This is a genomic window from Campylobacter sp. RM16192 (genome assembly GCF_004803855.2).
GTDB lineage: Bacteria > Campylobacterota > Campylobacteria > Campylobacterales > Campylobacteraceae > Campylobacter_A.
The window spans coordinates 966,014-987,450 of record NZ_CP012552.1 but is presented as its reverse complement, the minus strand read 5'-3'; the positions used below and the strand labels follow the sequence as shown (position 1 = coordinate 987,450).

The following is a 21,437-nucleotide window of genomic DNA, read 5'->3' as shown; positions in this document are numbered from 1 at the left end:
TTTCATCCAAGACAAAATATTATTAAAAAATTTATATTTCATTTAGTATTTTGTAAAATATTAAAGTTCTTTTTATTTTTTCTATATATATAATTATGTAAAATTTACATATTTGTTGTGGTATAAATTCATTTTTTTAAGGAGTAGGTATGAAAAATGATGTTCTTGCCAGAGTTAATGAGCGACTCAATATTCTGGCTAAGCTACCAAGAGTAAAGAATGAAGGCTCGATAAGTGAAGCTCTGAAAGCAAGTGGCTTTACTCGTCGTGACTTTATGAAGTGGGCTGGCGCAATGACAGCGTTTATGGCGCTTCCTGCGTCTATGACTCCTGTTGTGGCACGTGCGGCAGAACTTAGCGATCGCTTGCCTGTTATTTGGCTTCATATGGCTGAGTGTACAGGTTGTAGCGAGAGTTTACTTAGAACCGATACCCCTAGTATAGATAGCTTGATATTTGATTATATATCACTTGAGTATCATGAGACTATTATGGCGGCTTCTGGCTGGCAGGCTGAGGAGAATTTAGAAAGTGCTATAGAAAAGTATAAGGGTAGGTATATACTTTTAGTTGAGGGTGGCATACCTATGGGATCTACAGAAAATTATCTAACAGTAGGACCTCTTGGATACACCGGACTTCATCATGCAAAACATGCTAGCGATAATGCTGCTGCAATATTTGCAATAGGCACCTGTTCTAGCTTTGGAGGTGTTCAAGCGGCTCGTCCAAATCCTTCAAATTCACAAGCTATGAGCAAAGCTACTAGCAAACCTGTTATAAACGTTCCTGGATGCCCTCCTAGTGAAAAAAATATCGTAGGAAACGTACTGCACTATATACTATTTGGAACATTGCCATCTCTTGACGTATTTAATCGTCCAAAATGGGCCTATGGACTTAGAATTCATGACCTTTGTGAAAGACGAGGACGCTTTGACGCAGGTGAATTTGTCCAAAGATTTGGCGACGAGGGCGCAAAAGATGGATACTGCTTATATAAAGTAGGATGTAAAGGTCCATATACATTTAATAACTGCTCACGCGAGAGATTTAATCAGCATACATCTTGGCCTGTTCAAGCCGGACACGGATGTATAGGATGCTCTGAGCCTGATTTCTGGGATACCATGGGGCCATTTGAAGAGCCTATGGGAGATAGACTATTTGACACTGTTTTAGGTCTTGGTGCTGATAATGTAAGCGACAAGATAGGTATCGGTGTGCTCGCGCTTGCCGGTATAGGTATGGCTGCGCACGCTGCACTTGCTGTTTTTGCAAAAGATAAAGAAGAGAAAGAGGCATAATTATGAGTGAACAAAGAATAGTAGTAGATCCGGTTACCAGAATAGAAGGACACCTGCGCGTAGAAGTAGTGGTAGATGAAAATAATGTAGTTAAAGAAGCTTATTCAGGCTCAACACTTTGGCGTGGAATTGAGCAAATCGTAAAAGGACGCGACCCTAGAGATGCTGGATTCTTTACTCAAAGAATTTGCGGAGTTTGTACATATTCGCACTATAGAGCTGGCATAATTGCTGTTGAAAAAGCTCTTGGCATAGTTCCTCCGCTTAATGCAGAGCTTACTAGAACACTTATGAACGCAGCACTTTATCTTCACGATCACGTAGTGCATTTCTATCAACTCCACGGGCTTGACTGGGTGGATATAATTTCAGCTCTTCAGGCAGACCCTGTTAAAGCTAGTGAAGAGGCGTTTAAGTACTGCGATACTCCTTACGCAACCGGAGCTGATAAGTTAAAAGAGGTTAAAGAAAAAGTTGCGGCATTTGCTAAAAAAGGAAATCTTGGACCATTTGCTAACGCATACTGGGGACATAGCACATACAAATTTACTCCTGAGCAAAACTTGATAGTTCTTTCTCACTATTTAGAGTGCTTAAGCATCCAAAGAACAATGGCTCAAATGATGGCTATATTTGGTTCCAAAAACCCACACCCACAAAGCTTAACAGTAGGTGGCGTAACATGTGTTATGGATATTCTTAGCCCTTCAAGACTTGGCGAATATTTGACCAAATTTAAAGAAGTGTCAGAATTTGTAAATCGTGCATACTATCCTGATATAGTAATGGCTGCTAAAGCTTACGGAAACGAGCCAAGCGTATTAAATGACGTTGGAGTTGCAAATTTACTATCTTATGATGAATTTATGGTTGGAAGAAATGATAATTTATTCCAAAGCGGAATCATACTAAATGGCGACATAAGTAAGGTTTACGAAGTAGATGATATGAAGATAACAGAAGAGGCTACTCGCGCTTGGTATAAGGACGATAAACCGCTTCATCCTTATGACGGTAAAACAGAGCCAAACTACACCGGTCTAGTTGATATGAATACTCTTGACGGACATGGCAAAATGGTAGACACTAAAGTATTTAATGTCAAAGGTAAATATAGCTGGATTAAAGCTCCAAGATATGAAGGCAAGCCTATGCAAGTAGGTCCTCTTGCAAGTATTGTCGTAAACTATGCTAGAGGCAATAAGCGTGTAGTGCCTGTTGTTGATAAATTCTTAAAAGATACAGGACTTCCTCTAAGTGCAGTATTCTCAACTCTTGGTAGAACAGCAGCTCGTATGCTTGAAGCTAAGATAGTAGTAAATCACGGGCTTGAAGCGTTTAATAACCTAGTAGAAAATCTAAAAAGCGATCAAGAGACATGCGCTAAATACGTAATAGATAAAAATAAAGAGTATAAAGGTTACTTCGCAGGAAATGCTCCAAGAGGCGCTTTATCTCACTGGTGCAGAATTAAAGATGGCGTTATAACAAACTGGCAAGCAGTGGTTCCGTCAACATGGAACGCATCTCCAAAAGATGCAAATGGTGTTCGCGGTTCGTATGAAGAGTGTATAATCGGACTAAAGATAGCCGACCTAACTCAGCCACTTGAAATTATTCGTAAAATTCACTCTTATGATCCATGTATAGCGTGCGCTGTTCATGTTATGGATACTAAGGGAAATAAACTTGGCGAATACAAAATAAATCCAAATTTGTAAGGAGGATATATGTCAGGTCATAAACCGGATCGTATCAGCGAATACGAATTTTCCATAGGACTGAGACTTACGCATTGGATTAGATTTATAGCTATTGCGTTTCTTGTGATTAGCGGGTTTTATATATCTTATGTCTTTATAGCTCCGGAAGTTACTAATGAGCCTACTATTTTCTTAAATGCAAAATGGAGAGCTGCTCATCAAGTTGCCGGATTTATATTGATTGCTGTTACGGTTTTTAAAGTTTATCTATTCTTTTTTGATAAACTTAGTAGAAAAGAGCTTGCTAGTATCTATGATTTTTTTAGTCCAAAAGTTTGGATAGCGCAGATTAAATACTACATATTTTTAGGACCACATCCACATTTAAGAGGTGTTTATAACCCACTTCAATTTGCGTCTTATCTGTTCTTTTATCTTGTGCTTTTTGTCATCTGCCTAACAGGCATGGTACTTTATGTGCATGTATATCATGAAGGTCTTGGCGGACTATTTTATGAACCGATGAGATATTTTGAAGATATGATGGGAGGTCTAGCTAACGTTAGAACTATTCATAGAATCGCAATGTGGGTTATTATGATATTTGTTCCAGTTCATATTTATATGGCGGTATTTAACGCAGTTAAAGGTAAAAACGGAGCTATGGATGCCGTTGTAAGCGGCTATAAATTTGTCAAAGAAAATCACTAAATGAAGGTGCTTGTTCTTGGCATTGGTAATGTAATGTTCTCCGACGAAGGTGTCGGAGTTCATTTTACCAAAATGATTGAAAAAAACTACAAATTTACTCACTCTAAACATAGTATAAATTTCATAGACGGTGGAACCTTAGCTATAGCCTTAACACCAATAATAGCAGAATATGACTATTTGATAGTAGTTGATTGTATAAGTAGCGATGATGGCGAAAAAGGAGATGTCTATTTTTTTGATTATGAGGCTATTCCTAATAAGATATCTTGGGATGGTTCTGCTCATGAGGTTGAGATGCTTCAAACTCTTCAGATGATGGAGCTCGCAGGAGATATGCCAAAAACTAAAATTTTAGGTATTGTTCCAAATAGGATAGAGCCTATGAGCTTTGAGCTGTCAAACGAGATTCAAAAAGGTGCTTTAGTAATGGAAAAAGCCCTTCTGAAACATTTAGATGAGTTGGGATTTAGCTATGAAAAAGTGGCAAATTTTACTCTTTTGGATATGGCTAAAGAATATCAAGATAAAGGGATTTTATGATACTTTGCTTTGAGTTTGAATACTCAAATTTAAATGATAATTTGGCATTTTTTTTAGATTTTTATGCAAAATCAAGTGGTCTTGAGTACTCTATACAAAGAGAGGACTATATCCTAAGACTTTATGTCAAAGGTAAGCAAGATGAACTTTTAAAATTTTCAGATGAGATTTCTATAAGAGTTCCTCACTCAATTTTTCTTCAGGGCTCAAAAGTTTTTGTCAGTGAAGAGATGAATGGTGGGTTGATAAATTTTAAAAATACTTTACCTAATATCACTCCAGGCGTAGTTGATAAGTTTCATAATGAAAAAATTTCGGCTTGCGAAAATGGAATTTTAAGTGGTATGAAGGTAGAGGTTAAAGGTGCTTTTGTAAGTGTTGAAGAAAGTAACTTTAATGAGCTTTTAGATTTTGTTTGTGATGAAATTTTAAATAATAATCCTATAAAATTTAAAAATTTTCAAGGCACATTTGAAGTATCTAAATTTCATGAATTAAGTGAAGAATTTGATATTTTAATGGTTACAAATCTTAAAAATTTACCAAAAATTTTTATATCCAATAAAAACGAGCAAATTGCTCTTGCTAGCTATGAAAAGCCTGTAGTGGAACTAAAAACAAATGCTATATATAGACAAAACCATCCAGATTCACCAAGGTTTTTTAAGGTAGTGGCTCCAAACGATATTTTTATGTATGCATTGTGTGAAAAGCTTTTGAAAAATGGTCTAAATTTCCTTGCTGTCAAAACTAACGAACCGCAGTTTATGGCGGTTGTGCTAGAAAATAGCTATATATTTTCAAATGCTCAAATTTACTATAAAGATAAAATTAAAAAAGAGATAAATCATAGCAAAGATAGAGATCTGACAAATTTTAATCTCATAAATGAGTTTAAAAACGAAAATAGGCTAAGAGTTTTTTTGAGTAAAACCAAAGATGATGAGATTAAAATTTTTCGTAAAAATGATAGCTTTGATGTCTTAAGACTTCCTACGCCTTCTAGTTTTGAGGAGCTTTTTGACGAGATTAGCAAAGAAGAGGGCGGAGATAGACTTGTGGCAAACTATGCTTCTAGTTTTAATATTCCTACCGGAAAAATAGAGGCAAAATCCAGCTTTTTTACACTTTTTTGTATAGTAGGTAAAATTTTGGGCTTTGATGAAGATTTTAAAACAGCAGGCAAAAAACTACTTGAAAATGCTATGGATTTTAATGGAGCTAAGGGCCCAAGACTTGATTTTAAAATGGCTAATAGAAGTGAATTTAATATCATAAAATTTATAAGAAGCGGGATGAGCTTTAGACTTGCCGGAGTTGATGATAAGATATTAAGCTTTGGATATATTGAGTCGTTCGCTCATTTTTTAAGTGATTTTTGTGATACCTTAAAAGAGGATTTCTCAGTATCTGTAGTGGTTTTACAAGGCTCTTTATTTGAATACAAAACACTTTCTAATTTGGTTTTAAAGCACGTTGGAGTCGGTATAAATACAAAATTTAGCAAAGAGCTCTCACTTGAAGAGATGTTTTAGATATGAAATTTCAGGACTCGTTCAGGGCGTTGGTTTTCGCCCTTTTATTTATGGATTAGCACTTAGATTCGGCCTTTTTGGAGAGGTATATAACGACGATGAAGGTGTTAAACTAAAATTATTTGGAGAAGAGAGTAGGTTAGCTAAATTTGAAGAGGCAGTTTTTAAAGAGCTTCCGGAATTAGCAAGAATTGATAACTTCAAAAAACATCAAATAGATGAAATTTTTAGCGAATTTAAAATTATCGCTTCAAAGTCTGCCAAGAAATACGCTCCAATTCTTCCTGATTTTGCCCTTTGTAGTGATTGTGAGCGTGAATTTTATGATAAAAATAATCCAAGATATCATTATCCGTTTATAAATTGTACTAATTGCGGGCCTAGGTTTTCTATAATTAAATCGCTTCCGTATGATCGCAAAAATACCACTATGAATAGTTTTCAGATGTGCGAGTTTTGCAATAATGAATACATCGATCCTTTAAATCGCCGATACCATGCCCAACCGATATCTTGTCCAAATTGTGGCCCTAGCCTAACGTTAAAAGATAAGTTGGGTAAAATAGTAACACAAGGAAATACCAGTGTAAAAGCGGCGGCGGATTTGATTAGGGATGGTAAAATTTTAGCCATTAAAGGACTTGGTGGTTTTCATTTAGTGTGTGATGCTACTAATGAGATTGTTGTGAACGAACTTAGAATTCGCAAAAATCGCCCTAAAAAACCATTTGCAATAATGTGTAAAGATTTAAATCAAGCAAAGTTATACGCGCAAATTTCAGAGGCAGAAGAGAGGATTTTGACTTCAAATTTAAAACCAATAGTAGTTTTAAACTCAAAAGCCAAATCAAATTTATCTCAAAACATAGCTCCTAATCTGGATAAAATCGGCATATTCTTGCCTTATACTGGTGTTCATCTCTTGCTTTTTGAATATCTAAATGAACCTATTATCGCAACATCTGCCAATGTCTCTGGCGAACCGATAATATACAGAGAACAAGATCTTATCTATAAGCTTGGTGAAGTGATTGATTATTATTTGGATAATGATAGAGAAATACACTCTCCTAGCGATGATAGCATAGTATTTGTTCTTGAAGATGAGCCTATTTTTTTGCGAACCAGCAGAGGGGTAAATCCTAAATTCATAAATTCTAACTTTGGTATCAAAAAAACTGTCTTAGCCGTTGGGGCGGAGCTAAAAAATCAATTTGCAATCTATAAAGACGGTATTGTGATACTAAGCCCATATATAGGCGATCTTAAAAATATCGCGACTTTTGAACGTTTTTTAAACTTAATTGAGATTTTTAAAGATGTATACGAACTAAAATTTGATCATATAGTAGCAGATTTGCACCCGCACTTCTTAAATCTCAAATGGGCAAAAGAGCAAAATGTAAAAATTACTCAAATTAGCCATCATTATGCGCATCTACTCTCTGTAATGTTTGAAAACGAGCTAGATCCCAATATGGAGTATCTCGGCTTTTGTTTTGATGGCACTGGATACGGTGAAAATGGCGATATCTGGGGCGGAGAAGTTATGAGGATTAACGTCAAAGACTATGATAGGGTGTATAATTTTGACGAATTCTACCTAATAGGTGCAGAAAGCAGTATAAAAAATATTTGGCAAATTGCATATTCCATTATATTAAAATATAATTTAGAAGAATTTGCTCAAGATTTTTTGATTCGTTTTGATACATTAAAACTACAAAATTTAAAAAAGTTACACGAAAGAAACTTAGGTATTGTTAAAACAAGTTCTATTGGTCGTATTTTTGATGCTTTTGGAAGCGTTATATTGGGGCTTGAGACTATTAGTTACGAAGGTGAAAGCGGAATGGAGCTTGAAGCTTTGTATGATAAAAATATACAAAAAAGCTATAAATTTGAGCTGGAGAATCAAAAAATAGTTTTTAAAGAGGCTTTTAAATCAGCTTTGAAAGATGATAAAAAAACAGCCGCAACAGCTTTTATAAACGGGCTTTGTGATATTGTAACCCAAATTGCTAAAGATGACGGTAGAGATGTTTTGCTTTCTGGAGGAGTGTTTCAAAATAGAGTTTTCTTAAGAAAAATAATTAATAATTTTAAAAATAGTGGTATCAAATATTATTTTAACAAAACTCATCCAACCAACGATTCTTCGATAGCTACGGGGCAGTTGTACTATTTATTAAACAATTTATAAGATTTAAGGTCATATAATAGGTTAGAATTCACTTAAGGAGGGCGATATGGACGAGATTATCAGATTTAGCGTTTCCTTGCCGAAGCAGTTATTGGACGAGCTGGACAAGAAAGTGAACTCGCAAGGCTATGCATCAAGAAGTGAATTTACACGCGACTTGATTCGAGAAAAGATCATTATAGATAGCTGGAAAAATGCCGACGAAGATCTTATAGGAGTTTTGACGCTGATTTATACTCATCATCAAAACGATTTAGTAGTAAAAATGATGAATATAGAGCATGATGCTTGTGTAGAAATAGCCTGTACAACTCATATACATATAGATCATTATAATTGCCTAGAGACCCTCATTTTACGCGGAAAAGCAGCACAAATAGAGGAATTTTCAGCTAAGATAGCCGGACTAAAAGGGGTAAAATTCGCAAAATTAACCAAAGCGGCTGTTCCAAGCTCATAAATTTTAAAATAAGTAGCGGGTAAATTTCAATTTTACCCGCCTAAAAATTTTATTATTTTTTATTCAAGATTTATCAACTTCTTGATAAAATCGATATATTCTACTAAAGTTATTCTATTAAAAGGCTCTTATAATTTATGAAACATTTTTCTTTTAAAAAATTTGTCGAGCACGAGGCTAGCTCCGGAATCTTGCTAATTTTTGCCGCTATTATTGCAATGGTATTTCAAAATGGAATGTTAAGTGAATTTTATAACTCATTTTTGCGCATAAATGTAGGGTTTATCTTTGGCGAACTTGATATTCAAAAGCCACTTATTTTGTGGGTAAATGACGGTCTTATGTCGATATTTTTCTTTCTTTTGGGGCTTGAGTTAAAGCGTGAACTTTTAGAAGGAGAACTTAGAAATTTCTCTCAGGTGATTTTGCCGGTAATCGGAGCGATAGGTGGCATTATAGCGCCTGCTCTTATATTTTATCTTTTTAATCATTCGGACTCTTTCGCTATAAAGGGTTGGGCGATACCAACTGCTACTGATACGGCTTTTGCACTTGGCATCATTATGATACTTGGCAGGAGAGTTCCGGCAAGCCTTAAAATTTTCTTGGTTACTATGGCGATTATAGATGATGTTTGCGCAATTTTAATCATGGCAATTTTTTATAGCGGCAATTTATCTGTGATATCTATCGGTATTGCAGGTGTTGTATTATTAGGACTTCTTGCCTTAAATTTACTCAATATAAATAAAAAAGCAATATATCTAATTTTGGGCATTATTCTTTGGATAAGTGTTTTAAAATCTGGAGTGCATGCGACTTTAGCAGGTGTTGTGTCAGCATTTTTTATACCGCTTAAATTTAAAAATAGCGATAGATCGATGCTTAAAGAGATTGAACATGATCTGCATGGATATATAGCATTTTTTGTCTTGCCTGTGTTTGCCTTTGTAAATGCAGGAATTTCATTAAATGGAATTGGTGTAGAGCAGATATTTCATCCTGTATCGGTAGGTATAATAGCAGGTCTTTTTATAGGCAAACAGCTTGGGGTTTTTGTATTTTGCTTTATCGCCATAAAACTTGGCATAGCAAAACTTCCGAAATATTCTAATACGCTTCAATTTTACGGACTTTGTATATTGACAGGTATCGGATTTACTATGAGTTTATTTATCAACTCTCTTTCTTATCACGATACCCAGCAGTTTGGATATGCCGATAAACTTGCGATATTAATAGCATCTTTGATATCAGGAATCGTAGGATATGCGGTTTTATATTTTGCTGGTCGCCATAGAATAATAAGATGTGTAGAGTAATTAATGATTTTCTTAAATAAGAATTTTTTAGCAAATGAGCTTGTAAAGTGGCGTAATGAAGGGCTGATAGATAGAGTAACTTCAGAAAAAATAGCAGCTAGATATGATATAGATTTGCAAAATGTGAGCGATAAAAAGAGCTTTATTTTAAAGCTTGTGGCGTATTTATTTTTGGCTCTTTCGTTGATTACTATTGTGGGGGACAATTGGGAAGAGATACCAAGAGTTGTAAGACTTTTAATTATTATAAGCATTTTGGCTTTTGTAAATTTAAGTGCGCTTTTTATGCTAAAAAAGGGTAGAGAATCTACGGCTATCAGCTTATTTTTCTTAGGAAATTTTTGCTACGGAATAGCTATAGCATTGATAGCTCAAATTTATCATTTAGGTGAACATATGCCAAATGGAGTATTATTGTGGGCTGTTGGCGCATTTGTACTCTCAATATCTACTAAAAAATCCATTTTAATTACTCAGAGTTTAGCAATAGCCCTTCTTTGGTTCATTATGGATATCGAACTTAGAGTCTCGCATGAGTTTTTGATCTTTATAGCAATATCTTTTTATATGCTTTTAAAAGATGAATCAAAGGCGCTTACTGTGATGCTTTTTATATCTATTTTTGTCTATATTATTTGTAATATGGCAAATTTAAGCTCTTTTGAATTTTCTCAATTTATGTGGTATATAACTATAAATCAAATCGTCTTAATAGGACTTTCATACTCGCTTTTTGGTATCTCTTTATCGCTTGTGGCTCAAAAATTTAATAAGATTAAGATAGCTGTTGCATTAAGATGGATATCTTTGATTACTGGCATAGCCATACTTCTTTTTGCTATGTCTTTTATTAGCCATAGAAATTATGACTATATAGATCTAAATAACTCACTTGCTTTTTATGGCAGGATTTATGGTGTTTTACATATCGTTTTTGCCACATTTTCCTTAATTATTTTAGCCCAATTTAAAAGGTATTACGTAGCTATTCTTGCTCTGTTTTTATTGATTCTGCCTTTTGGTGTCGGATATTTTTTTGAGTATTCAAACGCTATATATTCCATACTAAGTGTTATAACCGGAGCCGTGCTAATAAAGCAAGATTATCTAAAGTTAGGATTATCAACTATATTTATAGTTGCCAATGTGAGGTATTTTGATCTAATAGGCGATTATATAGGAACAAGTTTACTGTTTTTGCTATTTGCGGTAATAGTACTTGTGGTCTCTAGAAATAAAAAGGCTATAAAAAATGAGAGTTAAAATTTTAATATTTGCCATTATTTTTCAAATTTTAAGCCTAATTGCAATGCTTACTTACGCCTATGCTCCTATTTATTTTGGCAAAGAAATTAAAGTTGATGTAACTCTTTATGATCCAAGGGATTTACTAAGAGGAAATTATGTGAGTCTGAACTATGATTTTTCGGCTTTGCCGATTAAATACGCAGACCTTCAAAAGCCAGGAACTAAAATTTATCTAGCACTAAAAGATATAAATGGTACATATGTAAAAGATGAATACAGCTTTGTAAAGCCTAAAAATCAAATATTTTTAACCGGAAGAATTTACGGAAATAGGGCAAAATTTGGAATAGAGGCATTTTTTATGCCTATTGATAAAGCCTTACAAATAGAGAGGGATATCCGCCAAAAAGGCGCTTGGGCAATCTTATCGGTAATGGATAATGGTAGCGCAAGGATAAAAGAGATAGTTTTAAAAGAGTAAAAGATAAAAATAAGCCAAATTTTAATTTAAATCAGTAGTATTGTTATTTTGAAAACACAAAAAAGGATATAACATGTGCAAAGATTGTGGATGTTCACTAGGCGGACATAATCATACTCATACCCATGCTGACGGAACGACTCACTCTCATACGCATGATCATGGTGGCGATCATGGACATAATGCCTATCATGAGCATACTCACGAAGCTCATGCTCACCCTGTGCTTGGTGAGACAAAGACCATTGAAGTAATTACTAAAATTTTATCTGAAAACGACAAAGAGGCGCAGCACAATAGAGATCATTTGGATGAGCATGGAATTTTATGTATAAATTTAATGAGTAGTCCAGGTGCTGGCAAAACCACTCTTCTTGAAGCCACTATAAAGAGTGATAAATTTAAGATCGGTGTTGTTGAGGGTGACTTAGAGACAAACCAAGATGCCGATAGGATATTAAAAGCTGGAGCCAAAGCTCATCAGATCACAACCGGGCAAACCTGTCATTTGGATGCTTTTATGGTTCATGAAGGCCTTCATCATCTGCCTTTAAACGATCTTGATCTAGTTTTTATAGAAAATGTTGGAAATTTAGTCTGTCCTGCAAGCTATGATGTAGGCTCTAACCTAAATGTTGTGCTTATCTCAGTTCCTGAAGGAAGCGATAAAGTAAGCAAATATCCAGTTATGTTTCGCTCTGCAGATCTTGTAATAATTACTAAAATTTCACTTCTTCCTCATTTTGATTTTGATGTAAAAAAAGTTATTAGTGATGCTAGAAAACTCAATCCAAAAGTAGATATTATCGAGCTTGATAGCAAAACAGGTCAAGGCGTTGATAAATGGATAAACTATTTGCAGTTTAAAAAGGAGTTTAGATAATGTGCCTTTCTATTCCATCAAAAGTCCTTGAGATAGATGAGAATAACGTCGCATTGGTAGAGACTTTGGGCGTAACTAGACGTGTGAGCTTAGATCTCATATCCGATCCTGTTAAAGTAGGCGAATATGTGTTAATTCATGTTGGATATGCAATGGAAAAAATTGATACTAAGTTCGCACTTGAAAGCTTAGAAATTTATAAAAAAATTGCCGACGATATGGCTAGCGGTGAGATAGATGAGGATGAGGGCGATATGGGTTTAAGCGCTATGAGTGAGAAAAGATGACTCTAATTAATGAATTTAGAGATAAAGATCTGATTTTAGCTCTTAGCGAACTTATTAAAAAAGAGAGTATAAAGCCTCTAAATATCATGGAAATTTGCGGAGGACACACTCATAGTATTATGAAATTTGGCCTTACCGGGCTTGTAGGGGAGAAGATAAACTTCATACATGGTCCAGGCTGTCCTGTGTGCATAATGCCTAAGAGCAGGATAGATGAAGCTATTAAGCTCGCTTCTAGAGATGATGTGATACTATGCACACTAGCAGATATGCTTAGGGTTCCTGGCTCAAATACAAGCCTTCAAAAGCTTAGAGCTGAGGGCGCTGATATTAGAGCGCTATATAGCCCGCTTGATTGTATAAAGATAGCTCAGGAAAATTTGAGCAAAAATATTATATTTTTTGCAATCGGTTTTGAGACCACCACTCCAATGACTGCTAGTATAATGCAAAAAACAGTAGAGATGGGCATAAAAAATTTATTTTTTCATATAAATCATGTAACAGTTCCTGCTCCAGTAAGAGCGATAATGGACGATGAGAGCGTAAAGATAGATGCCTTTTTGGGTCCAAGCCACGTAAGCGTGATAACTGGATATGAAATTTATGAAGATATCGCAAAGGACTATAAAAGACCTATAGCCGTAAGCGGATTTGAGCCGCTTGATATTATGGATTCGGTTTTAAATTTAGTTCGTCAGCAAAATGCCGGCACTCATGATGTATATAACGAATACGCAAGAGTTGTGAGTAGAAGCGGAAATTTAAAGGCCAAAGAGCTGATAAATAGATATTTTGAGCCATGTGATTTTAATTGGCGTGGACTTGGGGTTATAAAAGATAGCGGAATGAAAATACGTCAAGAGTTTAGCTATCTTGACGCTAGAATGAAATTTGATTGCGAAGTTAATAGTAAAGCCGAGAGTAAAGCTTGTATATGTGGAGAAATTTTACGAGGACGAGCAAAACCGTATGATTGTAAAATTTTTGGCAAAGCCTGCACTCCAAAAAATCCGATAGGCTCATGCATGGTATCTAGCGAGGGAGCCTGTGCGGCATATTTTAAATACGCAAAGGAATCGATTTGAGTAAAGACAGCAAGATAATGCTCAGTCACGGCGGTGGCGGAGAGGAGATGAATTCTCTTATAAATGATCTGATTTTTAAGATTTTTGATAACGAAATTTTAAGCCAATCAAATGACTCTGCGCTATTAAATTTAAGCGGAAAATTAGCATTTAGCACAGATAGTTTTGTGGTAACTCCAATATTTTTTAATGGCGGAGATATAGGCAAGATAGCAGCTTGCGGTACTATAAACGATCTTGCGATGGTGGGAGCTATAGCCAAATATTTAAGCTGTGCGCTTATCATTGAAGAAGGTTTTGAGATAGATAAGCTTGAACGAGTTCTGACATCTCTTGCTAATATTTGCAAAAGCTGTGGCGTTAAAGTAATTTGTGGTGATACCAAAGTAGTTCCTAAAGGAAAATGCGATGGAATTTTTATAAATACTTCCGGCATTGGAGAGCTTATAGATGAGCCTGTAGGGTTAGATGGATTAAAACATGGAGCCAAAATACTTCTTTCAGGCGACATCGGAAGGCATGGAGCGGTTGTTCTTGCCAATAGGGAGGAATTAAGCCTAGGAGGAGATCTTAAAAGCGATTGCAAGAGCTTAAAAGAGATAGTTAAAGAGCTATTTAATGCTGGTATAAAGCCATTTTCTATGCGAGATGCCACCAGAGGCGGACTAAGTGCGGTTTTAAACGAGTGGGCTAAATTTTCTAAATTTGACATATTGATAAAAGATGAATTTGTAAAAGTTAGCGACGAAGTGGCTGGAGTTTGCGAGCTATTTGGATTTGAACCTTATGAGCTTGCTAATGAGGGTACGTTTGTAATGGCTGTAGATGCTAAAGACGAAGAGAAAGCGCTAGAAGTTTTAAGAAAATTTGATGCAAATGCAAGCTTGATAGGCGAAATTTTAAAAGATCAAAACTCAAGAGTAATACTTCAAAACATATACGGCTCAAAAAGACTACTAGAGGCTCCAAAAGGCGAGCTTTTACCTAGAATTTGCTAGGAAAATGCGATGCACGAATTAAGTATAGTTCAAGATCTAGTAAAACTCTGCGAACAAAATGCAGCAAAACAAAATGCAAAAGAGATTATAAAAATAGAGATAAAAGTAGGGCGTCTAAGCGGAGTTGAACCACACTATTTGCAAAGCGCCTTTGATGTATATAAAAACGAGACCATCTGCTCAAACGCCAAACTTGTAATAAATGTACAAAATATAGTCATAGAGTGCAATCAGTGCGGACTAAATACGCAATTAGGAGAAAATGACTTCACATGCCCAAAATGTGGCAGTCAGGATTTAAGGGTGATAGACGGAGAGGATATGTATCTGATGCGTCTTGAGATGAGATAGGTTTTTAAGGCGAGATGATTGAAAAACACCAAAGATATAAATGTAGAATTTGAAAAATTATTAAAAGATATAGAGATTGAAGAGACTGATGTAGTAGCTAAGCTAAAAAATTTAGTAGATTTTATTAGACCTGGAAATTTAGAAAATATTGATTTAACAGAATCAAAAATAAATGTGCTTATAGAGTTTTTTAATCAAAAAAGCGAAATTTCAAATAAAATTTCTGATGAAGTAAATCTATTTTTCATAAAATTAAAGTTATCAAACAATATCAGTAAATTTGGCATCCTGTCAAAAAACGGCTTTGGATATGAGATAAAAGAGAGGTTTTATAATAAATTTCTTCCAAATCCTCCAAATAAAGGCGAATTAAGATATCTTTTTGCTACTCTTTTTAAAAATAGTGATGATCACAAATGGATTTGCAATATAGATGATGAAAAATGGATAGAGCTATTTTCGTCTATTTTTTCAAATTCAACTCATATACACTCCACCAAGAAACATCTTTTTCATGAGCTATTATACGCTATGGAGATACTATCCATAAGGATAGCTTCTGAAGAATTTGATCATAACTTCATCAGGCTTGATAATACAATATTAAACAGAGACTCCGCATTTATAGCACTTCAAAGAGATGTGGCAAAATTTGTTAGCAAGATGCAAGATGATCATATAGAGATAAGCTCTACAAAGCTTGATTTAAAGCATTTGGAAGTTCTTATAGAGCAGTGTAAAAATCAGATTGATAAATTTAAGAAAAAATCTGTAAATTTAGGAATTTCTATCGCAGTTACATATGAGCTTGAGCGTCTAATTCAGATTATAAAAAGAGTAGAAGATATTTTAGAACTTATTAAAAAATTTGATACAAAAGAGTCTAGTATAGCCTTTATTAAGTTTTTTAAAGAGTCTGCAAAAAGAAACTCCACTAGAAATTCTCTAAGCGAGGTATATAGGCAAAGCAGTCGCATAGTAGCCAAAAGTATTACAAACAATATTAGCGAGCATGGCGAACACTATACGGTTGATAATAAAAAAGAGTATTTTAAAATGTTTTTAAAATCAGCCGGAGCTGGAGTAATAATAGCATTTATGGCTCTACTAAAAATCAATATAGTTCAGTCTGACTTTTCATTTGTAACGCAAACTATCCTAATAGGATTAAATTATGGCCTTGGCTTTGTGATAATTAGCCTGATAGGCTTTACTGTAGCTACCAAGCAGCCTGCGATGACGGCTTCTACATTTGCTAAAGAGGTTGAAAAAGAAGAAGATAATATGGCAAATCAAGATAAGCTTATAGGGCTTATATTTAAGGTTAGCAGATCTCAATTTGCCTCTGTTGTAGGCAATGTAAGTTTGGCTCTACTGACATCGTTTTTGGTTGCACATTTTATTATAAATGGCAGTGGGGCTATTTTAAATCCTAGTGAGGCTTCTTATTATCTAAAAAATTTAGAGCCTTTTGTTCCTCTTTTCTTTGCGGCAATAGCCGGAGTTTGGCTATTTTGTTCAGGGCTAATATCTGGATATTTTGATAATAGAGCAGATTGCCTGGAGCTTAAAGAGAGATTTTATCACCATCCTTGGTTGAAAAAGGTTCTTGGTGATGATAAAAGGCTTAAACTAGCTGAATATATACATGATCATCTCGGAACTGTGGCTGGAAATTTTTTCTTTGGTATTCTTTTGGGAATTACGCCTTTTATAGGCCATATCTTAAATTTGCCTCTAGATATAGCTCACGTAGCTTTTTCTAGTGCAAATTTAGGCTATGCATCAACTCATTTGCAAATATCTTATTATGACTTTTTGTATTACTTAGCTTGTGTGTTTTTAATAGGTTCAATCAATCTTATAGTAAGCTTTGCTTTGGCTCTTAAGGTCTCTTTAATATCAAGAGATACAAGCATAGGAAATCTCTTTTCTTTCTTAAAAAAGCTTGTTAAACAGATGCTAAAGCGTCCTCATGAGCTGATTTTCCCTTTTAAAAATAGATTAGATGAATAACCTATAAAATACCGGTCATCATAGATAGCGCTATAAAAATCAAAAGAATAAATATTATTATCTTGATAAAGTCTATGGTGACCTTTTTAATGAGTTTTGCACCAAAAAACGAACCTATAAATGCAAAAACAGTTGCTATAAGAGCTAAATATAAATTTTCATCTATATTAGAAAAATTTGCACCATATACTATAAGCCTTGAAATATCAACCATAATGGCAATAAATATGCCTGTAGCTACAAATTGTTCCTTTGGCATGTTGCATTTTATTAAAAACATACTTCTAAAAGCACCTTGATGCCCTGATAATCCTCCGAAAAATTCGCTTAGAATTCCTCCCGACGGTAAAAATTTAGGCTCAAATTTAATATTTTTAAACTGAGGCATAATATCTATAAATACAAAAATTAATATCAAAAATCCTATGATAAATTTTATAGTATCAACTTGAAAATTCATATCAAGAATTTTGTAATTAAAAAGAATTTTTGCACTACCTAGAGCGTTTAGCGTTAAAGCTCCAATAAACGAGAATATCATGGCTAAAACCCCAAATCTTAGCAATATATCTTTGTTTATAGAGCGAGCAAACAAAGCTCCTTTGAATATATTATTACTAAAATGCACTATAGCTGTGATCGCAACTGCTATATCAACAGGAAAAAAGATTGCCATAACAGGCATTAGTAGTGTGCCAAGTCCAAAACCTGAAAACAGAGTAAGCAAAGACGCTGTAAATGCGGCTAAGCTAATTATTATAATTTCCACGAAATCCTTATTAATACATAAAATTATATGTAAAATTTTACTCAAATATTAAAAATGGTGCTTCCAGAACGTTTCTTATTATCTTAAGTGGGGACGTTAAGGCATCGGCTAAAACCTGAGTTGAGTATTTAGGCTTATCAAGCGTTCCGCGCACTTTTATTACTGTTGAAAGCTTGCGATCTTTGCCAAGAATTATTTGATTTACTATCGGAATCGAGCCTATTATCGAGCTTGCATCCTTTAAAAGCTTTAGCTCTAGATCCACATCTATCTCTTTGGTTGCTAAATTTATAGTCCCGCGACCTCCTATATCGGCACTTGAGCCCTCTAATTCTATGGCCATAATATTTAGCAAGTCTCCTTTTTTTTCAAATAAAATTTTGCCAAATTTAACAGGAAAGCCTTTTTCGGTAAAGTCTGGAGTCTTAAAAATTATTAGAGATGGAACTGAGTTTAGAAATGTTAGCAATTGGTTGTAAAATGTATAACTCTTTAAATTTGCGCCGTGTAGCCTTATCTCACCCTTTAAATCATCAGTGTTATTTCCGACTATCTTTAACTTAAAAAATCCGCCATCAAAGCCATCCATCCCAAAAAGACTATTTACAAACTCTCCTGTTATGTCGTTTGCAAACATATTAAATTTCTTGTCGCTTTGAACTATGCTTACATTTCCGCTTTTAGGTTTTGCATTAAATTGAGTTTTGTCTTTTACGATACTTCCGCTGTAGCTTAAAAATTTCAACGTACGATTTAAGTCAGCTACAAACAGGTCAGAATTTAAGCCAAAAAACTCTAAATTTTTATTTTTACTTCGGTTATTATCGTTTAAAATTATCCCATTGTCTATAATCAAGTCCATATTTTTTATATGAACTTCGGTTTTTTTATCTTTGATGTTAATATTTAGATTATTGCTGAGGCTATTTGCAGTTATTAAATTCTCGCCTATCTTTATGTCAAAGCCGTCACTATCGTATTTTGAGCCGTCTTTATTTAAAAATGGCATATTGAATTTCGCATTTCTTAGGCTAATTTCAAAATCATCGAAATTTTTTGTTTTTAGTGTGAAGTTTCCACTATTTAATCCAATCTGCTTAATTAAAGGCGAATAATCATAAATTTTTGAAATATCATCTATTCTTATTGTGCTTTCATCTCCGAAACTTAACTGTATTCTTGGATCAAGGATATCAAAAAGCACATCTTTCTTTCTAAAGTCAAGAGAGGCGTTTAGTGGCAAATTTTTTAATTTTACTATCTCCTCGCCATCAAAACTTAAATCAAATTTATTGATAGTGCCGTTAACATCGCCTTTTTCTTTGGTTGCATCTATGGCTACTTTAATATCCCCCTTAAAAAAATCCATTCCGCTATCTTTGGCATCTACGATTATTTTATCATCTCTTATCTCTACTATCGCCTCTTTTACATTAAACATCGCGCCAGCTATATCAATCTTGCTATCTTTTGCTTTAAATTTGCCATTTGGCGTTAATTTAAGCGGATCAAATTTAATATCAATGCTTATTTTTCCTACATTTCTACCGCTTTTTTGTTCTATCGGCACATTTATATCATAAGCTTTTAGTATAGAATTAACCGCTTTATCGTAGATTGAGTTTGTTTGTAAATTTAAAATTAGTCCGGCATTTTTCTCATCAAAAATTTTATAAATTTCTAAATTTGATCCGTTTAGATTCTTTCCATTCCATCTTGGTTTTTTAAGCTTAAAATAAAGCGTCCCGTTTTTTAGCTCTATATCGGCTTCTTCAACAATTGCAGCAGGCAAGCTATCTTCGAATTTGACCTTTAGATTTTTAGAAACTCCTTTGGCACTAAGTTCATTTAAGAAGAAATTTTGATTTTTTAGATCAACTTTTCCGCTTAGATTATGCACAAAATAGTTATCCGCTACAATGTAGCCGTATATCCAATTTTTAACATCTTCGTTTAGATTTAGCTTGACATCAAGCTCGTGCATAAAGCTTTTTAGACTGCTTGCGTTTATGTCGCTTACATCGTAGTTTATAATCTCATTTTCAAGATGAAATTTCATCTTTCCGTCAAGTTCGTGGCTCACGAAAGTGCCGTTAAAATCATATATATTATGTCTTATGTCGGCATTTGATGTTCCGCTTAGATTAATGTCAAAATCCTTAAAGGCAAGATTGTAAACATCTATAAACAGACCGTTTTCTTGGCTTGTAAATGTGGTATCCAAAGTAAGATAAGCGGTGTCGACATGAAAGGCGTTCTCGTAAAAAAGCACAGTTAGCTCATTGTCTTCAAACTCGATCTTTTCTAAAATAATCTCCTTAAATAGTCTATCAACCCATATTATATTGTTCGTAAGACTTAAAAAGTCTTCGTTTGAGCTGTCTTTGTGGCTTGTTTTTGGAATTTTTAATTTTTGAGCCCTTAAAATAAGTTTTTTATCAAGTTTTATATATAATTTCTCTATCTTAAAATCGTTAAAACTTATATTTTCGATGCTGATACCATGCTTTAACGTAACTATAAGGATTGCAAAAAATATGATAAAAAATAGCAGAATATGCCAAATTTTTTTAATTGCCTGTGAGATAATAATCATTTTTTTCCTAAGCTTTTTGGTCTATCTTAGTAGGCCTATAGCTACCGATAGCGTAATTTACCTGCCAAAAGGGGCAGTCGGAGAAATTATAACATATCTAAAACAAAGAAATTCTAACATAATCAACATAGATAAATACATTTTGGCCACACTTGGGCATCCGCAATCTGGCTGGGTGGATATCAAAAAACAGAGCTTAAGCAAATTTGATTTTTTATACGCTCTTACTACAGCCAAGGCTGCAATGAGTGAGATAACCTTAATACCTGGAGAAACCACGGCTATATTTTTACAAGATATGGCTAAAAGCTTAAATTTAAATGAGCAAATTTTAAATGAAATTTATGATAAAGTCGCACCTTTTGGTGATGGATTTTTTATTCCGGAAACTTACAAGATACCGATTGGAATAAGAGAGAAGCAGCTTATATATCATTTAGCAAATTTATCAAAAAAACGTCATCAAGAGCTTTCTATTAAGCTACTTGGAAAATTTGATCAAAAAGAGTGGCAAAAATATCTAATAATAGCATCCATCATACAAAAAGAGGCTGCAGATGAGAGTGAGATGCCAATAGTAAGCTCTGTAATATACAACCGCCTTAAAAAAGGAATAAAGCTACAGATGGATGGAACTTTAAACTACGGACTTTACTCTCACGATACAATTACAGCCAAAAGAATAAGAGAGGATATGAGTAAATTTAATACATATTTACATGACGGACTGCCGCCAAGTCCTATATGTAGCGTATCTTTGGCTGCGATAAAGGCAGCCGTAAATCCGCAAGAAAGCGAGTTTTTATACTTTGTTAGAGATAAAAAAACAATGAAGCATAAATTTAGCAAAACATACCAAGAACACAGCAGAATAATCGATATGCAAAGATAAAAAATCAAAAGAATTTAACCTAAATTTTGATAACATAACACATT

Annotated in this window: 19 protein-coding genes; 17 read left to right on the top strand and 2 right to left on the bottom strand. The window is 34.3% G+C overall.

Features of this window, described 5'->3' with window-relative positions:
- The first annotated feature begins 149 nt into the window (after nt 1-149).
- The 16 genes from CDOMC_RS05085 (at nt 150) to CDOMC_RS05010 (ending at nt 17,136) form a co-directional block, all read left to right on the top strand.
- Nucleotides 150-1,307, top strand: coding sequence for a hydrogenase small subunit (locus CDOMC_RS05085; RefSeq protein ID WP_172128480.1), 1,158 nt, complete (start codon nt 150-152; stop codon nt 1,305-1,307).
- 2 nt (nt 1,308-1,309) lie between these two features.
- Complete coding sequence (locus tag CDOMC_RS05080) at nt 1,310-3,028, top strand: nickel-dependent hydrogenase large subunit (RefSeq protein ID WP_172128478.1); 1,719 nt, start codon at nt 1,310-1,312, stop codon at nt 3,026-3,028.
- Nucleotides 3,029-3,037: 9 nt separating this feature from the next.
- The gene (cybH, locus tag CDOMC_RS05075; protein ID WP_172128476.1) at nt 3,038-3,721 is read left to right on the top strand and encodes a Ni/Fe-hydrogenase, b-type cytochrome subunit; all 684 of its coding nucleotides are present in this window, start codon (nt 3,038-3,040) and stop codon (nt 3,719-3,721) included.
- Nucleotides 3,722-4,264, top strand: coding sequence for a HyaD/HybD family hydrogenase maturation endopeptidase (locus tag CDOMC_RS05070; RefSeq protein WP_172128474.1), 543 nt, complete (start codon nt 3,722-3,724; stop codon nt 4,262-4,264).
- Nucleotides 4,261-5,799, top strand: a complete 1,539-nt coding sequence (locus CDOMC_RS05065; protein WP_172128472.1) for a hypothetical protein — start codon at nt 4,261-4,263, stop codon at nt 5,797-5,799. The genes CDOMC_RS05070 and CDOMC_RS05065 overlap by 4 nt, the downstream gene beginning before the upstream one ends.
- Complete coding sequence (hypF, locus tag CDOMC_RS05060; RefSeq protein WP_172128470.1) at nt 5,783-8,002, top strand: carbamoyltransferase HypF; 2,220 nt, start codon at nt 5,783-5,785, stop codon at nt 8,000-8,002. The genes CDOMC_RS05065 and hypF overlap by 17 nt, the downstream gene beginning before the upstream one ends.
- Nucleotides 8,003-8,048: 46 nt before the next feature.
- Nucleotides 8,049-8,462, top strand: a complete 414-nt coding sequence (nikR, locus tag CDOMC_RS05055; protein ID WP_172128468.1) for a nickel-responsive transcriptional regulator NikR — start codon at nt 8,049-8,051, stop codon at nt 8,460-8,462.
- 137 nt (nt 8,463-8,599) lie between these two features.
- Nucleotides 8,600-9,784, top strand: coding sequence for a Na+/H+ antiporter NhaA (nhaA, locus tag CDOMC_RS05050; RefSeq protein ID WP_172128466.1), 1,185 nt, complete (start codon nt 8,600-8,602; stop codon nt 9,782-9,784).
- Between the two features lie 3 nt (nt 9,785-9,787).
- Entirely contained in the window at nt 9,788-11,047 is a 1,260-nt protein-coding gene (locus CDOMC_RS05045; protein ID WP_172128464.1) for a DUF2157 domain-containing protein, read from the top strand.
- On the top strand, nt 11,037-11,513 hold the full coding sequence (locus CDOMC_RS05040; RefSeq protein ID WP_172128462.1) for a GDYXXLXY domain-containing protein: 477 nt from the start codon (nt 11,037-11,039) through the stop codon (nt 11,511-11,513). The genes CDOMC_RS05045 and CDOMC_RS05040 overlap by 11 nt, the downstream gene beginning before the upstream one ends.
- Before the next feature lie 73 nt (nt 11,514-11,586).
- Nucleotides 11,587-12,396 carry a hydrogenase nickel incorporation protein HypB gene (gene hypB / locus CDOMC_RS05035; RefSeq protein WP_172128460.1) on the top strand — a complete coding sequence of 270 codons (810 nt, stop codon included), beginning with the start codon at nt 11,587-11,589 and terminating at the stop codon, nt 12,394-12,396.
- Nucleotides 12,396-12,683 (top strand): HypC/HybG/HupF family hydrogenase formation chaperone, encoded by a 288-nt coding sequence (locus CDOMC_RS05030; RefSeq protein WP_172128458.1) that lies wholly within the window; start codon nt 12,396-12,398, stop codon nt 12,681-12,683. Before hypB ends, CDOMC_RS05030 begins: the two co-directional genes overlap by 1 nt.
- Nucleotides 12,680-13,771 carry a hydrogenase formation protein HypD gene (hypD, locus tag CDOMC_RS05025; RefSeq protein WP_172128456.1) on the top strand — a complete coding sequence of 364 codons (1,092 nt, stop codon included), beginning with the start codon at nt 12,680-12,682 and terminating at the stop codon, nt 13,769-13,771. The genes CDOMC_RS05030 and hypD overlap by 4 nt, the downstream gene beginning before the upstream one ends.
- Nucleotides 13,772-13,788: 17 nt before the next feature.
- Nucleotides 13,789-14,769, top strand: coding sequence for a hydrogenase expression/formation protein HypE (gene hypE, locus CDOMC_RS05020; protein WP_172129653.1), 981 nt, complete (start codon nt 13,789-13,791; stop codon nt 14,767-14,769).
- 9 nt (nt 14,770-14,778) lie between these two features.
- A complete protein-coding gene (hypA, locus tag CDOMC_RS05015) occupies nt 14,779-15,120 on the top strand; it encodes a hydrogenase maturation nickel metallochaperone HypA (protein WP_172128454.1) in 342 nt (113 codons plus the stop codon).
- 18 nt (nt 15,121-15,138) lie between these two features.
- Entirely contained in the window at nt 15,139-17,136 is a 1,998-nt protein-coding gene (locus tag CDOMC_RS05010; RefSeq protein ID WP_172128452.1) for a recombinase, read from the top strand.
- Between the two features lies 1 nt (nt 17,137).
- Here CDOMC_RS05010 and CDOMC_RS05005 read toward each other — a convergent pair whose 3' ends face one another.
- Both CDOMC_RS05005 and CDOMC_RS05000 read right to left on the bottom strand, forming a co-directional pair.
- Complete coding sequence (locus tag CDOMC_RS05005) at nt 17,138-17,905, bottom strand: sulfite exporter TauE/SafE family protein (protein ID WP_172128450.1); 768 nt, start codon at nt 17,903-17,905, stop codon at nt 17,138-17,140.
- A 37-nt stretch (nt 17,906-17,942) separates the two neighbouring features.
- On the bottom strand, nt 17,943-20,501 hold the full coding sequence (locus CDOMC_RS05000; RefSeq protein WP_172128448.1) for a YhdP family protein: 2,559 nt from the start codon (nt 20,499-20,501) through the stop codon (nt 17,943-17,945).
- Between CDOMC_RS05000 and mltG the strand changes: the two genes are divergently transcribed.
- Nucleotides 20,398-21,393 carry an endolytic transglycosylase MltG gene (gene mltG, locus CDOMC_RS04995; protein ID WP_172128446.1) on the top strand — a complete coding sequence of 332 codons (996 nt, stop codon included), beginning with the start codon at nt 20,398-20,400 and terminating at the stop codon, nt 21,391-21,393. The two genes, CDOMC_RS05000 and mltG, sit on opposite strands and share 104 nt — an antisense overlap.
- Nucleotides 21,394-21,437: the final 44 nt, after the last annotated feature.

Bases quoted from the DNA above. Each gene is read 5' to 3' on its own strand.
- CDOMC_RS05045 (WP_172128464.1), top strand. From the start codon at position 9,788: ATGATTTTCTTAAATAAGAATTTTTTAGCAAATGAGCTTGTAAAGTGG.
- cybH (WP_172128476.1), top strand. From the start codon at position 3,038: ATGTCAGGTCATAAACCGGATCGTATCAGCGAATACGAATTTTCCATA.
- hypD (WP_172128456.1), top strand. From the start codon at position 12,680: ATGACTCTAATTAATGAATTTAGAGATAAAGATCTGATTTTAGCTCTT.
- CDOMC_RS05065 (WP_172128472.1), top strand. From the start codon at position 4,261: ATGATACTTTGCTTTGAGTTTGAATACTCAAATTTAAATGATAATTTG.
- CDOMC_RS05070 (WP_172128474.1), top strand. From the start codon at position 3,722: ATGAAGGTGCTTGTTCTTGGCATTGGTAATGTAATGTTCTCCGACGAA.
- hypE (WP_172129653.1), top strand. From the start codon at position 13,789: ATGCTCAGTCACGGCGGTGGCGGAGAGGAGATGAATTCTCTTATAAAT.
- CDOMC_RS05000 (WP_172128448.1), bottom strand. From the start codon at position 20,501: ATGATTATTATCTCACAGGCAATTAAAAAAATTTGGCATATTCTGCTA.
- nikR (WP_172128468.1), top strand. From the start codon at position 8,049: ATGGACGAGATTATCAGATTTAGCGTTTCCTTGCCGAAGCAGTTATTG.
- hypB (WP_172128460.1), top strand. From the start codon at position 11,587: ATGTGCAAAGATTGTGGATGTTCACTAGGCGGACATAATCATACTCAT.
- CDOMC_RS05030 (WP_172128458.1), top strand. From the start codon at position 12,396: ATGTGCCTTTCTATTCCATCAAAAGTCCTTGAGATAGATGAGAATAAC.
- mltG (WP_172128446.1), top strand. From the start codon at position 20,398: ATGCTGATACCATGCTTTAACGTAACTATAAGGATTGCAAAAAATATG.
- CDOMC_RS05040 (WP_172128462.1), top strand. From the start codon at position 11,037: ATGAGAGTTAAAATTTTAATATTTGCCATTATTTTTCAAATTTTAAGC.
- nhaA (WP_172128466.1), top strand. From the start codon at position 8,600: ATGAAACATTTTTCTTTTAAAAAATTTGTCGAGCACGAGGCTAGCTCC.
- hypA (WP_172128454.1), top strand. From the start codon at position 14,779: ATGCACGAATTAAGTATAGTTCAAGATCTAGTAAAACTCTGCGAACAA.
- CDOMC_RS05080 (WP_172128478.1), top strand. From the start codon at position 1,310: ATGAGTGAACAAAGAATAGTAGTAGATCCGGTTACCAGAATAGAAGGA.
- CDOMC_RS05085 (WP_172128480.1), top strand. From the start codon at position 150: ATGAAAAATGATGTTCTTGCCAGAGTTAATGAGCGACTCAATATTCTG.